Source organism: Microbacterium testaceum StLB037, from assembly GCF_008763945.1.
GTDB lineage: Bacteria > Actinomycetota > Actinomycetes > Actinomycetales > Microbacteriaceae > Microbacterium > Microbacterium testaceum_G.
In genome coordinates this window covers 642,536-656,266 of record NZ_VTQH01000002.1, presented here as the reverse complement: position 1 = coordinate 656,266, position 13,731 = coordinate 642,536, and the positions used below count along the sequence as shown (strand labels likewise).

Annotated in this window: 12 protein-coding genes; 4 read left to right on the top strand and 8 right to left on the bottom strand. The window is 72.7% G+C overall.

The genetic code is table 11. The annotated features are described in order from the left end of the window. Positions 1-74 precede the first annotated feature (74 nt). Entirely contained in the window at positions 75-710 is a 636-nt protein-coding gene (locus tag F9B98_RS11790) for an O-methyltransferase (protein ID WP_150957589.1), read from the bottom strand. 72 nt (positions 711-782) lie between these two features. Here F9B98_RS11790 and F9B98_RS11785 point away from each other — a divergent pair, with 72 nt between their 5' ends. After that, positions 783-1,154, top strand: coding sequence for a Sec-independent protein translocase TatB (locus tag F9B98_RS11785; protein ID WP_150957587.1), 372 nt, complete (start codon positions 783-785; stop codon positions 1,152-1,154). Positions 1,155-1,264: 110 nt separating this feature from the next. Here the strand turns inward: F9B98_RS11785 and F9B98_RS11780 are convergent, their stop codons facing one another. From F9B98_RS11780 to F9B98_RS11770, 3 genes are read right to left on the bottom strand one after another with little or no spacing between them, the layout of a single operon-like run. Continuing rightward, complete coding sequence (locus F9B98_RS11780; RefSeq protein ID WP_150957585.1) at positions 1,265-2,413, bottom strand: Mrp/NBP35 family ATP-binding protein; 1,149 nt, start codon at positions 2,411-2,413, stop codon at positions 1,265-1,267. Then, positions 2,410-2,997: a DUF1003 domain-containing protein gene (locus F9B98_RS11775; protein ID WP_150957583.1), complete on the bottom strand. Its 588-nt coding sequence runs from the start codon at positions 2,995-2,997 to the stop codon at positions 2,410-2,412. Before F9B98_RS11775 ends, F9B98_RS11780 begins: the two co-directional genes overlap by 4 nt. Next, a complete protein-coding gene (locus F9B98_RS11770) occupies positions 2,997-4,316 on the bottom strand; it encodes a magnesium transporter (protein ID WP_150957581.1) in 1,320 nt (439 codons plus the stop codon). Before F9B98_RS11770 ends, F9B98_RS11775 begins: the two co-directional genes overlap by 1 nt. A gap of 71 nt (positions 4,317-4,387) precedes the next feature. On the opposite strand from F9B98_RS11770, the gene F9B98_RS11765 reads away from it, so the two are divergent. Both F9B98_RS11765 and F9B98_RS11760 read left to right on the top strand, forming a co-directional pair. Beyond that, positions 4,388-5,269 (top strand): general stress protein, encoded by an 882-nt coding sequence (locus F9B98_RS11765; RefSeq protein ID WP_225310316.1) that lies wholly within the window; start codon positions 4,388-4,390, stop codon positions 5,267-5,269. Then, positions 5,266-5,952 carry an alpha/beta family hydrolase gene (locus F9B98_RS11760; protein WP_225310315.1) on the top strand — a complete coding sequence of 229 codons (687 nt, stop codon included), beginning with the start codon at positions 5,266-5,268 and terminating at the stop codon, positions 5,950-5,952. Before F9B98_RS11765 ends, F9B98_RS11760 begins: the two co-directional genes overlap by 4 nt. A gap of 365 nt (positions 5,953-6,317) precedes the next feature. Here the strand turns inward: F9B98_RS11760 and F9B98_RS11755 are convergent, their stop codons facing one another. The 3 genes from F9B98_RS11755 to F9B98_RS11745 all read right to left on the bottom strand — a co-directional run bounded on the left by F9B98_RS11755 (position 6,318) and on the right by F9B98_RS11745 (position 10,825). Next, positions 6,318-8,198: a gamma-glutamyltransferase family protein gene (locus F9B98_RS11755; protein WP_150957579.1), complete on the bottom strand. Its 1,881-nt coding sequence runs from the start codon at positions 8,196-8,198 to the stop codon at positions 6,318-6,320. Further along, positions 8,195-9,688, bottom strand: coding sequence for an aminopeptidase P family protein (locus F9B98_RS11750; protein ID WP_150957577.1), 1,494 nt, complete (start codon positions 9,686-9,688; stop codon positions 8,195-8,197). Before F9B98_RS11750 ends, F9B98_RS11755 begins: the two co-directional genes overlap by 4 nt. A gap of 105 nt (positions 9,689-9,793) precedes the next feature. Further along, on the bottom strand, positions 9,794-10,825 hold the full coding sequence (locus F9B98_RS11745) for an endonuclease/exonuclease/phosphatase family protein (RefSeq protein WP_150957575.1): 1,032 nt from the start codon (positions 10,823-10,825) through the stop codon (positions 9,794-9,796). Positions 10,826-10,912: 87 nt separating this feature from the next. Here F9B98_RS11745 and F9B98_RS11740 point away from each other — a divergent pair, with 87 nt between their 5' ends. After that, on the top strand, positions 10,913-11,773 hold the full coding sequence (locus F9B98_RS11740; protein ID WP_150957573.1) for a PHP domain-containing protein: 861 nt from the start codon (positions 10,913-10,915) through the stop codon (positions 11,771-11,773). A gap of 502 nt (positions 11,774-12,275) precedes the next feature. Here the strand turns inward: F9B98_RS11740 and F9B98_RS11735 are convergent. Next, on the bottom strand, positions 12,276-13,730 hold the full coding sequence (locus F9B98_RS11735; protein WP_150957571.1) for a DEAD/DEAH box helicase: 1,455 nt from the start codon (positions 13,728-13,730) through the stop codon (positions 12,276-12,278). Position 13,731: the final 1 nt, after the last annotated feature.

Here is a 13,731-nt window from a genome sequence, read left to right as displayed (position 1 = left end):
TTCTACGTGTCCGGACCGACAGCGGCCGGGGCGGTTTGAAGAGAAGATTCCGGATGCCATGGCATCCGGAACCCTCAAGAGTCGCTGGGGCGCGTGGTGAGCTGCAGCAGGCCCTCGCCGGTGGTCGACAGCGCACCGATGACGGCGGGGGAGGACTGCACTTCCTGGATCAGCGAGCGGTAGGCCGTGGTCACCGGGTCGCGGCGCACGGGGTCGGCGGCGCCGTGCGAGAGCACGCGGGGGATGAGCACCGTTCCGCCGGCGCGGACGAGACGCAGACCGTGCTCGACGTACTCGATGACGCCCTCGGGGTCGGCGTCGATGAAGACGATGTCGTACGAGGCCTCGTTCATGCGCGGGAGGACATCCGATGCCCGACCCGTGATGAAGCGGGCGCGTGCGGCGGGGACGCGGGCGTCGAGGAACGCCGAACGCGCGGCTCCGAGGTGCTCGGGCTCGCTGTCGATCGTCGTGATCGTCGCGCGGGGGGAGCCGTGCAGCAGCCACAGGCCCGACACGCCGCCGCCGGTGCCGACCTCGACGATGTTGAGAGCGCGGGATGCCGCCGAGATCACGGCCGCTTGGGCTCCGACCGCGGGGCTGATGGGCGCCGCTCCGAGCTCGAGCGCGTGCGCCCGGGCACGGGCGATGTGCTCGGGCTCGACCGTCGACTCCTGCACGAACCGCTCGTTCGCCTCATGACCGCTCACGTGGACCTCCTCAGATCAGGCTAGACGGCCGATGGTCGCTCGACCCCTAGGCGAGGCCGGTAATCTGGACGCATGTTCTTCGGCCTCACGATCGAGAAGCTGATGCTGATCGGCGTGATCGCAGCGGTGCTCGTCGGTCCCGAGCGCCTGCCGCGCTACGCGGAGGCGCTGGCGAAATTCACCAAGCGTGCGAAAGAGACGCTGCAGGGTGCCCGCTCGCGCATGCGCGACGAGATGGGCCCCGAGTTCGACGACGTCGACTGGAAGAAGCTCGACCCCCGGCAGTACGACCCGCGCCGCATCATCCGCGAGGCGCTGCTCGACGACACCCCGACGGCGACCATGCGCGCCGCGGGCGCCGCCGCCCTCGCGGCGCGCGAGAAGCCGGCATCCACCCCCTTCGTGGCGGGCGAGCGTCCGCCGTTCGACGACGAGGCGACCTGACACGGGAGCCCGTCACCGGAACAGGGGACGCGACGAGAACAAGCTGATTCGGGCGGAAACGCCCTGTTCCCGGTGCAGCGTCCTGTTCTCGTGACGGGCGGCGGCCCGCGTCAGACGTTCAGGCGCAGCGGCTTGCCCGACAGACCGCGCGGGCGCACCGCCAGAGCCGCGGCGGCGGCGTCGATCGCCACGGCGGCCGGGTCGTCGGGCTGCGACAGCACCACGGGTCGTCCGTCGTCGCCCCCGGTGCGAAGGGCGGGGCTGAGCGGGACGGATGCCAACAGCGGCACGTCGCCGTCGCCGCTCGAGAGCGCGCGGGCCACCTCTTCGCCGCCGCCGGAGCCGAACAGGTCGAGCACGGTGCCGTCGGGGAGGGTCAGGGCGGCCATGTTCTCGATGACGCCGATCGGTCGCTGCCCGGTCTGGCGGGCGACGAGCCCGGAGCGCACGGCCACCTCGGCCGCCGCGGCCTGCGGGGTCGTGACGACGAGCACGTCGGCGTGGGGGAGCAGCTGCCCGACCGAGATCGCGACGTCGCCCGTTCCCGGCGGCATGTCGAGCAGCAGCACGTCGAGGTCGCCGAAGAACACGTCGGTGAGGAACTGCTGTACGGTGCGGTGCAGCATCGGTCCGCGCCAAGCGACCGCGCCCGCCGCGTCTTCACCGGGACGCCGCAGGAACATGCCGATCGAGATGACCTTCACCCCGTAGGCCACGGGCGGCAGGATCAGGTCATCGAGCTTGGTGGGAGCGGGCGGTAGGCCGTCGTCGTCGACGAGGCCGAGCAAGCCCGGGATCGAGAAGCCGTGCACGTCGGCGTCGATGAGGCCGACGCGCAGCCCCTTCGCGGCCAGGGCGACGGCGAGGTTCGCGGTGACGGTGGACTTGCCCACGCCGCCCTTACCGCTGGTCACGGCGATGACGCGCGTGAGCGAGTCAGGGCCGAACGGCATCTCGCGCTTGGCCCGACCCCCGCGGAGCTTCTCGGTCAGGGCCCTGCGCTCGTTGGGCGACATCACCCCGACGCGCACGTCGACCGCGTCGATCCCGGCGACCGAGGCCGCGGCATCCCGCACATCCCTCTCGATGCGATCCGCGGCGGGGCAGCCGACGATCGTCAGGGCGATGCCGACCTCGGCGGTCGTGCCCGCCACGGTGATCTCGCGCACCATGTCGAGCTCGCCGAGCGGCCGCCGCAGTTCGGGATCGGTGACGGCGGCGACCGCGTCGCGAACGCGTGCGGCGAGGGCGTCGGTCACGAGGCGGGCTCGGCGTGCGTGCTGCGGCGCAGGTCGCCGCGCGTGGCATCCGGGCGTCCGGATTCGGGCCGGGGTGCGTCGGCGTGCTCGTCGAGGCGCTCGAGGGCGGCCTTGAGCTCGGCGCGCAGCGTGTCTTTCGTGATGACCTCGTCGGTCAGGTCGCGCACGGCCATGCGCAGGGCGACGATCTCGCGGGCGAGGTACTCGGTGTCGGCCAGGTTGCGCTCGGCGCGCTGGCGGTCCTGCTCGATCTGCACGCGGTCGCGGTCGTCCTGCCGGTTCTGCGCGAGCAGGATCAGCGGGGCGGCGTACGAGGCCTGCAGCGAGAGCACGAGCGTCAGCGCGGTGAAGCCGATCGCGGCGGAGTCGAAGCGCAGCTCGTCGGGGGCGATCGAGTTCCACCCCATCCACAGCACGCAGAAGAGCGTGAGCATGAGCAGGAACGTCGGGGTGCCCATCGCGCGGGCGACCCACTCGGTGAAGCGGCCGAAGCGGTCGCGCGAGGGCTGTGGAGCGCGCGGGGCGAGGACGCCGGTGCGGCCGCGCGGGGCATCGAGGGCGGGCTTGCGGGTGTTGCGTGCCATCAGCGCCTCCTCGGGGTCTGGGGGATCTGGGTCGGGATGCTCGACGTGTGCGTGGGTCTGATCGTCGCCTTGGGTTTCGGATCGTCGCTGTCGTGCGTGCGCCAGTCGTCGGGCAGCAGGTAATCGAGCACGTCGTCGACGCTCACGCAGCCGACGAGGCGGTGCGCTTGATCGACCACGGGCAGCGAGACGAGGTTGTAGCTGGCGAGCAGGCGCGCGACCTCGGCGGCGGTGGCGTCGGCGGGAACCGGCTCGAGCGTGTCGTCGATGATCGCGCCGAGGCGCTCGTGCGGCGGGTAGCGCAGCATGCGCTGGAAGTGCACCGTGCCCAGCAGGCGCCCGGTGGGCGTCTCATAGGGCGGAAGGGTGATGAACACGGATGCCGCGAGGGCGGGGTGCAGCTCGTGCCGGCGGATGAGGGCCAGGGCCTCGGCCACCGTCGCGTCGGCCGAGAGCACGATCGGCTCGGGCGTCATCAGACCACCGGCGGTGTCGGGGCCGTACTGCAGCAGGGCGCGGACGTCGTCGGCTTCCTCGGGCTCCATCAGGTCGAGCAGCTGCTCGGAGCGCGACTCGGGAAGCTGACCGAGGAGGTCGGCTGCGTCGTCGGGCTCCATGGCATCCAGGATGTCGGCGGCGCGCTCGTCGCCCAGCTGCTCGAGGATGTGGACCTGCTCGTCTTCGGGCATCTCCTCGAGGGCATCGGCCAGGCGGTCGTCGCTCAGCTCTTCGGCCACCTCGATGAGGCGCTCTTCCGGCAGGTCGAGCAGGGTGTTGGCGAGGTCGGCGGGCTTGAGTTCGGAGTACGTCGCCACCAGCTGCTCGGCGGACTGCGCCTCGCCGGGCGTCTGGTTCTCGCGCACCTCGCCCCACGCGGCGAAGGTCGTCGCGCCCTTGGCGAAGGGCGAAGCGCTCGTGCGGGGGCGGCGCAGGAAGAGCTGCCCCACGTCCCACTCGCCGAGGCGGTTGCGCTCGATCGCGACGTCTTCGATGACCGCGGTGCCCGAGCCGTCGACCAGGCTCACGCGGCGACCGAGCATCTCGGCCATGACGCGCACCTCACCACCGCGCTGCTGGAATCGGCGCACGTTGATGAGGCCGGTCGTGATGACCTGACCGGCCTGTATCGAGGTGACGCGTCCGATGGACACGAACACATGTCGTCGTCCGGGAATCTCGACGACGAGCCCCACGACGCGCGGCGCCGCCGACGCGCGGTAGATCACCACGACGTCGCGCACCTTGCCCAGACGGTCTCCCGCCGGGTCGAACACCGTGCAGCCCGCCAAGCGGGCGACGAAAACCCTTTGCGTGCTCACCGGTACAGCGTAGTCCGCACCTCCTCTGCAACACCTCGGGAACGGTCAGGCGCGCGTGACAGGATGGTGAAATGAGTATGTTCGCGCAGCGTCCGGGAGCCGGTCGCGACGAGGTCGGCGAGAAGATCGCCTCGTTCCCGACCTACGAGCAGGCGCAGAAGGCGGTCTCGTCGCTGATCGCCGGAGAAGTGCCCGCGCGCGACATCGCGATCGTGGGCTCGGGTCTGCGCTCGATCGAGCGCATCACCGGCAAGCTCGGCTACGCCACCGCCGCCCGCTCGGGTGCGCTGAACGGCCTCATGCTCGGCCTGCTGTTCGCCTTCATCTTCGTGCTCGGGATGCCGACCGTGCAGATCTCCGCCTTCATCGGCGTCCTGCTGGTCGGTATGGCGCTCGGCATGATCCTGAGCATCGGCACGTATTCGATCGTGCGTCGCCGCCGCGACTTCGCGTCGGTCATGCAGGTCGCCGCCGACCACTACGACGTGTGCGTGGCGGCCCCGAGCGTGCACAAGGCGCGCGGGATCGTCGGGCCCGCCGGAGCCGGTCGGACCGTGGTTTCGCGCCCGGCGGCGACGGATACCGCGCCTCCGCAGTACGGCGAGCGGATCGCGCCCGGTGCGGGTGCACCGCACGGCGCGCCGCCCCGGCCCCCGGCGCCGACGCCCGGCCCGCGGGATGACGAGCCCCCGCGTTACGGGGAGCGGATCGCGCCGCAGGCTCCGGTGACTGAGCCGGGGTCGGGTTCGGACGTGGGCTCGGGGTCGGGTTCGGACGCGGCTTCAGGTTCGGGCTCGAGCTCGGGCTCGCGGGGTGCTGGGGCGCCGGGCGTTGCGGAGCCGAGTGCCGGTGAGCCAGGCGCTGAGGCGCCGGGCGAGCGACAGGACCCCGCTGCCGCGCCCGGGACGGGCGGCTCCACCCCGACCGACCCCCCTCACCCCACCGAGCGGTGAGCTCCGGGCCCGCCCCGGTCGCCGAGCCGGTCCGCATCCCGGTCGCCCTGCCCACCGGGGCGTCGGAGGTGTCGGGCCTGTGGTCCGTGGCATCCGGAACCGAAACCGTCGTCGCGCTGGCCCACGGTGCCGGCGCGGGCATGGACCACCCGTTCCTCGCCGGCCTCGCCGAGGCTCTCGCGGTGGCGGGGGTGTCGGTGCTGCGGTTCGTGTTCCCCTACGTCGAGGCGGGTCGGCGCATGCCCGGGCCCGCTGCCCACGCGGTCGCGACCTGGGCGGGGGTGCAGGCGTGGCTCGGATCCGCCGCCCCCGGCCCCTACGTCGCCGCCGGGAAGTCGTACGGCGGGCGCATGGCATCCGTCGCCGCCTCCGAGGGCGTGATCGCGCCCGCGCGACTGGTGTACCTGGGGTATCCGCTGCATCCGCCGGGCCGGCCCGAGAAGGTCCGCCGGGAGCACCTGCCCGCGATCGCGGTGCCGCAGCTCTTCGTCGAGGGCGAGAACGACCCGTTCATCGACCCGCGGGAGCAGTTCGACGAGGTCGTCGCCTCGTGCCAAGACGCGCGGGTGCACTGGATCGCCGGCGCCAACCACTCGTTCGAGGTGAAGGGCGCCCGGCACCCGGCCGACGAGATCGGCGCGGGTCTGGCCCCGGTGGTCGCGGAGTTCGCGCGGGAGGTATGAGCGCGGGCGGGGTGCCGCGGCTGTCGGTTCCGGCCCGGCCGTGGCACAACGCAGGAGTTTCCACGCCGGCCCGGTGCACAACTCCTGCAATATCGGGTCGCCGGAGGTGTGAAGGCCCGAAACCGACGGTTTTTCCTGAGTTGTGTCGCGGGGCGGAGCCGCGGCCGCCCCGTTCCGGCCCGGGCACGGCGGCGGCGGGCCCCGGCGCGGGTGGGGCACAACGCAGGAGGCTCGGCGGGGCGGGGTGCACAACTCCTGCAACACCGCGCCGCCGGCGGCCTCGACGCCCGGAACCGACGGGTTTTCCTGCGTTGTGTCCGGGGGGGGGGGGGGGGGGGGGGGGGGACCCGGCCCGCCCCTGCGCGTCAGCGCCCCGCCGCGTAACCCTGGGCCCCGCGGGGGTTCGCCGCGGCCCACAGCACGCCGTCGGCCCCGCGCCCCACGGCGGTGACCCGGCCGAGAGCCCAGTCGCCCGCCCGGCGCACGAGATGCCCGCGCTGCTCGAGCGCCGCGATCACCTCGTCGCCCAGTCTGTCTTCCACAGCCGCCCCCGCCGGCACCCACGTCCGCGGCCAGAACGAGTCGATGAGTGCGGTGGTGTTGAGGTTCGGCGCGTCGATCGCCTGCTGCGCGGAGTAGCCGCCGACCAACATGCGCAGCAGCACGGTCAGCTGCCACTGGTCCTGCTGGTCGCCGCCGGGGGAGCCGATCGCGATCACCTCGTCGCCGCGCGAGACCAGGGTCGGCGTCAGTGTGGTGCGCGGGCGCCGTCCCGGCGTGAGCGAGGCGGGGTGGCCGGGCACGAGCCACGTCGCCTGCAGGCGCGTCCCCAGGCAGAACCCCAGCGACGGCACGGTCGGCGACGACTGCAGCCAGCCGCCCGAGGGGGTCGCCGAGATGACGTTGCCCCACCGGTCGATCACGTCGAGGTGACAGGTGTCGCCGCGCGTCTGCCCGGAACGGTCGACCGTGGGCTCTCCGGTGGAGCCGTCGGTGCTCGCGTGATCCGTCCGCAGCGGCGGGAGCACGGGCTCGCGGCCCTCGGGTGATCCCGGATGCCACTGCGCCGAGGCCGCGGGCTCGATCAACGCCCGGCGGGAGGCGACGTAGTCGTCCGCGAGGAAGGCGTCGATGTCGACGGCCCCACCCGCGTCGCCGAACCACGCGTCGCGGTCGGCGTACGCGAGTTTCTGCGCCTCGAGCAACAGGTGCGCGCCCTCCGCCGACGCGGGGTCGAGGTCGTCGGCGTCTTCGATCAGCCGTAGCGTGTGCAGCAGCGCGGGTCCCTGCGTCCAGGTTCCGGCCTTGAACACGTCCCACCCGCGGAACCTCGCGGTCACGGCCGGCTCGAACGACGCGCGCCATGTCGCGAGGTCGTCGGCGTCCAGGATGCCGGGATGATCGGCGCCGTCGGCGTGCCGGTGCGGCTGCGCGATGAAGGCGGCGGCCTCGGGCAGCACCGCGGTCATCCAGCGCTCGCGGGCGGCGTCGATGCGCGCCGCGCGGTCGTCGCGCGGCGCGCGGTCGCGAGACGCGTGGGCCGCCAGCGCGTCGTCCGCCGGCGCCTGGGCGCGCTGCGCGTCGTCCGCCGGCGGGTGGGCACCTCGCGCGGGGCCGACGCCCGCCCCCGCCGCGACGAGTCCGTCGAGCACGTCGGCGTACGCCGGGTTGCGCACGAGCGTGTCGGTGGCGGGTGGCGTGCCTTCTGGCATCCATTGGTCTGCCGATGTCGGCCAGTGGTCGCGGAAGAGTTCCGCGACGCGCGCGATCGTCGCCGCCGCCCCCGCCACGAGCGGGTGCCCGTCGCGGGCGTATCCGATGGCGTAGGCGAGCACGTCGGCGAGCTCCCACGTGCCGTGGTCGCGCAGCAGCAGGAGCCACGCGTCGACCGCGCCGGGGACGGCGGCGGCGAGCCCTCCGGCCCCGGGCACCAGGTCGAGGCCGCGCCCGCGGAAATGCTCGATCGTCGCGCGGGCGGGAGCGGGCCCCTGGCCCATGAGCACGACGGGCTCGGCCTCACCCGCAGGCCGGACGAGGGCGACCAGGTCGCCGCCCGGACCGTTCAGGTGCGGCTCGACGACGTGCAGCACGAAGGCCGCGGCGACCGCCGCGTCGAACGCGTTGCCCCCGCGCTCGAGCACCGATTGCGCGGTGGCGGTGGCCGTCCAGTGCGTCGACGCCGACATCCCGAAGGTGCCCCGCAGCGTCGGACGGGAGGTGTGGGATGCCGGCGGCGTGAACGTCATCGCGAGAGCCGGGCGATCCACTCCTCGACCTCGTCCGCCGTGCGGGGGATGCCCGCCGACAGGTTCACCGGGCCGTCGGCCGTCATGACGATGTCGTCCTCGATGCGTGCGCCGATGCCGCGGTACTCCTCGGGGACGGTCAGGTCGTCGATCTGGAAGTACAGGCCGGGCTCGATCGTGAACGCCATACCGGGCTCGAGCAGGCCGTCGTAGTACATGTCGCGACGGGCCTGCGCGCAGTCGTGGACGTCGATACCGAGGTGGTGGCTCGTGCCGTGCACCATGTAGCGGCGGTGCTGGCCGCCCTTGTCGGCGTCGAGCGCCTCTTCGGCCGTGACGGGGAGCAGGCCCCACTCCGCGACGCGCGCGGCGATGACCTCCATCGCGGCCTCGTGCAGGCGGCGGAAGGGCACCCCGACCTTCGCGGCGGCGAACGAGGCGTCGGCGGCCTCGCGGACCGTCTCGTAGATGCGGCGCTGGATGTCGGTGAAGGTGCCCGAGACCGGCAGCGTGCGGGTGATGTCGGCCGTATAGAGGCTGTCGACCTCGACGCCGGCGTCGACGAGGATCAGGTCGCCGGGCTTGACCGCACCATCGTTGCGCGTCCAGTGCAGGTAGCAGGCGTGCGGGCCCGAGGCGGCGATCGTGTCGTAGCCGACGCTGTTGCCGTCGCTGCGGGCGCGCTGGTGGAAGACGCCCTCAACGACCCGCTCGCCGCGGGGGTGCTCGATGATGCGGGGCAGCTCGGCGACGATGTCGTCGAAGCCGCGGCCGGTGACCTCGACGGCCAGGGCCAGCTCGGCGAGCTCGTACTCGTCCTTGATCAGGCGCAGCTCGGAGACGAAACGCGTGACCTCGTCGTCGTCGCCGACCGTGCGGTCGTCGTCACCGGACTGGAAGTCCTCGAGGTGCGCGGTGGCCAGGGCCAGGTCGGCGGCCACACCGTCGAGGGCGGGGCGGGGGCCGATCCAGAACTCGCCGACCGTGGCATCCGAGTAGAACTCCGCCGTCGTGCGGTCGGCCCGCTCGCGGAAGTACAGCACGGCCTCGTGACCCTCGTCGCGCGGCTCGAAGACGAGCACGGCGTCGGGCTCGGCGTCGCTGCCCCAGCCGGTGAGGTGCGCGAAGGCGGAGTGCGCGCGGAAGGGGTAGTCGGTGTCGTTGCTGCGCTGCTTCAGGCCGCCGGCGGGTACGACGACGCGCTGGCCCGGGAAGGCCTCCGACACGCGGGCGCGGCGGCGGGCGGCCCAGGCGGCCTGGTCGCGCGGCTCGGGGAGCGCGGCGGGATGCTCGGCCCAGCCGGTCGAGATCGTGTCGAGGAAGCCGCGCGGGAACGGGGCCTTGCGGTTGCTGGGGGCGTCGAGCTTCTGCTCTTCGGCCTGGGGCTCCGCGGTCTGGGGGTTCGCGGTCTGCGGCTCCGCGCCCTGGGGTGCGGGGATCTGGGGCTCGGCGGTCGTCGCGGTCGTGTCGCGGGTGGAGGGGGCGTCCATCGTTCCAGTCTCGCACCGTCGGGGCGTGCGCGCACGACGCAGGTGAGGTACGGGGTCGGAGCGACGGGGCGCCGCGCCGGCCCGGGCCGCGGCACGCAGCCGCGCTCAGCCGCCGGTGCGCTCCAGCTGCACGACGATCGGGCGGTGGTCGCTGCCCGAGCCGTCGAGGGTGCGCATGATGACCGAGGCCGAGACCGTCCAGTCGGGGGTGGCCATGACGTGGTCGATGGGCGCGCCCAGCAGGGCCGGGGCGTCGGTCGGCCAGGTGCCCACGCCGCCGTTGCCGCTCTCGGACGCCGCGTCGTGACAGCGCCCGAGCGTGCCGCCGTCGACGCCCATCCCGGTCATGTGGTCGAGGGTCGCGTTGAAGTCGCCCGCGAGGATGACGTTGTCGGTCGCGCATTGATCGGCCAGCCACTGCAGGTCGCTGCGCCACTGGGTCATGTACTCCTGGCGCGGGGCGACGGCGTGGGCCGCGACGATGATCGGGCCGTCGCCCGAGACGGGCATCGCCACCGCGCTCGGCACGGTCGAGGTGTTGCTCGATCCGTCGAGCGAGGACTGGATCACGGAGTACTCGCCCAGCTCGGGCTTGATGAGGACGGTGGTCGAGGTGGCATCCCACCCGGTGATGCCGTACTCGCCGTACTCGGCGTGGTGCGCCCACATCGGCTGGCCCATGTCGCGCATGAGCTCGGCGACCGCTGCGCCGGTTTCGATCGTGGTCTCGGGGAGCGTCACGACATCGGCCTGCATGCCGACCGCGAACTGCGCGATCGATTCGGCGGAGGTGGCCGATCCCGCGGTGTTCCACGTCATGACGCGCAGGCTCGACGCGGTCTTGGCCGGCAGGTCTTCGGAGCCCAGGCCGCGCTCCGACAGCAGCGAGACGTTGACGCCACCGGCCAGACCGAACACGATCGCGAGCGCCAAGGCGAGGGCGCGGATCGGCCGGATCAGCGCGAACAGCAGCATGAGCAGCGTTGCGGCGATGAAGGCGGCCGCCAGCGGCGCGCGGAACGAGATGATCTGCGCGAGGGGGAACGTGCGCTCGACCCCGAACGCCGAGGGCCACGTGAGCACCGCGGCGCCCGCCGCGAAAGCGAGCGCGACGAGAAGACCGACCAGACGACGCACGGACCCGACCCTAGGACAGAGTTCTGTGAGATCCACGGATGCCGGGTGGGCACCGCCCCTGTGAATCCGGGGCGCTACGCTCGATGGGTGCAGCGTGAACAGCGATTCGAGGGTCCGAGCGACCTGCACCTGCACTCGTCGCACTCCGACGGCACGGAGCCGCCCGCCCAGGTCATGGCCGCGGCCCACCGCCACGGCCTGCACACCGCCGCGCTCACCGATCATGACACGACGTCGGGCTGGGCCGAGGCCGCGGAGGCGGCGACCTCTCTCGGCATGACGTTCGTGCCCGGCATGGAGCTGTCGGCGCGGCATCGGTGGCGCAGCGTCCACCTGCTGGCCTACCTGATCGACCCCGACGACGCGGAGTTGCGGGCGATGACCGACCGCATCCGCTCGTCGCGCCTCGACCGCGCGCAGATCATGGCCGAGCGCATCTCGCGCGACTACGACATCGCGTGGGACGACATCGTCGCCCAGACCACCGACGGCGCGACGGTCGGCCGTCCCCACATCGCCGACGCGCTCGTCGCGCGGGGCATCGTCGCCGATCGGACCGAGGCGTTCGCCGGCATCCTGCACCCCGGGGGCGATTACTACGTGGCGCTGTACGCTCCCGACCCCGTCACCGCGGTCGAGCTCGTGGTCGGGGCCGGGGGAGTGCCGATCATCGCGCACCCCGCGGGTCGCGCCCTGCTGCCCGACGGCGTGCTGCAGGCGATGCTCGAGGCGGGGCTGGCCGGGTTCGAGCTCGACCACCGCGAGAACCTGCCCGAGCCCACGGCCCTGCTGGCCGACCTCGCGGCCGAGCGCGACCTCATCGTCACGGGCTCGAGCGACTATCACGGCCTCGGCAAGCCCAACATCCCGGGCGAGAACACGACGGCCGACGACATGGTGGCGCGCATTTTCGCCCGGGGCCGCGGGACGGCGCCGGTTTTCCCGTAGGGGCTGGCTCGGCGCGCGGCGGCCGGGGCCCGCCGGGTGCGCGGGCGCACGCAGGCAGACGCGCAATAAACGCTCGCTGCACTGAGAAACGCCGTCCGAGGGCGTTTCCGAGTGCAGCGAGCGTTTATCACCGGGGTGAGGCCCGGAGCGGGGGCCCGGGCCGGGGAGGGGGTGCCCCGAGCGGGGAGCCCGGGCCGGGGAGGGGTGCCCCGAGCGGGGTCACGACGCCGGGCTTCTGACGCCGCGGGCGCCTGAGGCCGCGCGGGGCGCGTGCCGGCAGACGCACGATAAACGCTCGCTGCACTGAGAAACGCCGTCCGAGGGCGTTTCCGAGTGCAGCGAGCGTTTATCAGGAAGGGGCGGGCGCCTTCCCAGCGTTTATCAGGAGGGGGGCGAGCGCCGGGAGCGGGCGGGAGATTCCGGATGCCGGCACCCCGGCGCAAACACGAAACGGCGCCGACCCCCGCGGAGGGGATCGGCGCCGTGTCAGCCGTGCGTCGCGTCAGGCGACGGGAGCCGTGGGGGTTCCGGAGCTGCCGCTGCCGCGGCGACGACGGCGGCGACGCGGGGCGGCGTTGCCGTCGTGGTGCTCCTTGCCCGAACCGTCGTGCGTGCCGGCGCCACCCTCTTCGCGCGGGGCGGAGTCACCCGATGCAGCGGTGCCCTCGGCCGACGACGATCCGCCGCGGCGGCGACGGCGCGGGGCGCGGGTGCCCTCGGCATCCTGGCCCTCGCTTTTCTTCTCGGCGCGGGGCGCGACGGCCTTCGGGGCCGTCACCAGACGACCCTTGGTGCCCTCGGGGATGTTCAGGTCGGTGTAGAGGTGCGGGCTCGACGAGTAGGTCTCGGTGGGCTCGGGCTGGCCGAATTCGAGGGCGCGGTTGATGAGCGCCCACTTGTGCACGTCGTCCCAGTCGACGAAGGTCACCGCGATACCGGTGCGACCGGCGCGACCGGTGCGGCCCGCGCGGTGCAGGTACGTCTTCTCGTCGTCGGGGATGGTGTGGTTGATCACGTGGGTGACGTCGTTGACGTCGATGCCGCGCGCGGCGACGTCGGTGGCGATCAGCACGTCTTTCTTGCCGGCCTTGAAGGCGGCCATCGAGCGCTCGCGGGCCTCCTGGCTCATGTCGCCGTGGACGGCGGCGGCGTTGAATCCGCGGTCGCCGAGTTCGTCGACGAGCTTCTGCGCGGCGCGCTTGGTGCGGGTGAAGATGACGGCCTTCTCGCGGCCCTCCGCCTGCAGGATGCGGGCGATGACCTCGTCCTTGTCGAGCGAGTGCGCGCGGTAGACGAGGTGCTTGATGTTCGCCTGCGTGAGGCCCTCGTCGGGGTCGTTGGCGCGCATGTGGATGGGGTTCGACATGAAGCGGCGGGCCAGCGCGACGATCGGTCCGGGCATGGTCGCCGAGAAGAGCTGCGTGTGACGCACGGCGGGGACCTTCGAGAAGATCTTCTCGATGTCGGCGAGAAAGCCGAGGTCGAGCATCTTGTCGGCCTCGTCGAGCACGACCTCGGTCGCGTGCGACAGGTCGAGCAGGCGCTGGTTGGCGAGGTCGATCAGGCGACCGGGGGTGCCGACGACGATCTGCGCGCCGGCCTTGAGCTGGTCGATCTGGCCCTCGTACGCCTTGCCGCCGTAGATGGCGACGACGCTGGTGGGGCGGTTGCTCGTGAGCATGTCCATGTCTTCGTAGACCTGCACAGCGAGCTCGCGCGTGGGGACGACGATGAGCGCCTTGACGCCGGGCTCGGGGTTCAGCCCGAGACGCTGGACGACGGGGATTCCGAAGCCGAAGGTTTTTCCGGTACCCGTCTTGGCCTGACCGATGATGTCCTGGCCGGGCAGGCCCAGGGGGATGGTCTGCTCCTGGATGGGGAAGGCATCGATGATGCCCTTGGATGCCAGGGCATCGACGATGTCCTGATCGATGCCGAGATCGGCGAATGTCGTCATA

Coding starts and splice junctions, on each gene's coding strand:
- F9B98_RS11785 (WP_150957587.1), top strand. CDS start 783: ATGTTCTTCGGCCTCACGATCGAGAAGCTGATGCTGATCGGCGTGATC.
- F9B98_RS11775 (WP_150957583.1), bottom strand. CDS start 2,997: ATGGCACGCAACACCCGCAAGCCCGCCCTCGATGCCCCGCGCGGCCGC.
- F9B98_RS11750 (WP_150957577.1), bottom strand. CDS start 9,688: ATGGACGCCCCCTCCACCCGCGACACGACCGCGACGACCGCCGAGCCC.
- F9B98_RS11755 (WP_150957579.1), bottom strand. CDS start 8,198: ATGACGTTCACGCCGCCGGCATCCCACACCTCCCGTCCGACGCTGCGG.
- F9B98_RS11765 (WP_225310316.1), top strand. CDS start 4,388: ATGAGTATGTTCGCGCAGCGTCCGGGAGCCGGTCGCGACGAGGTCGGC.
- F9B98_RS11735 (WP_150957571.1), bottom strand. CDS start 13,730: ATGACGACATTCGCCGATCTCGGCATCGATCAGGACATCGTCGATGCC.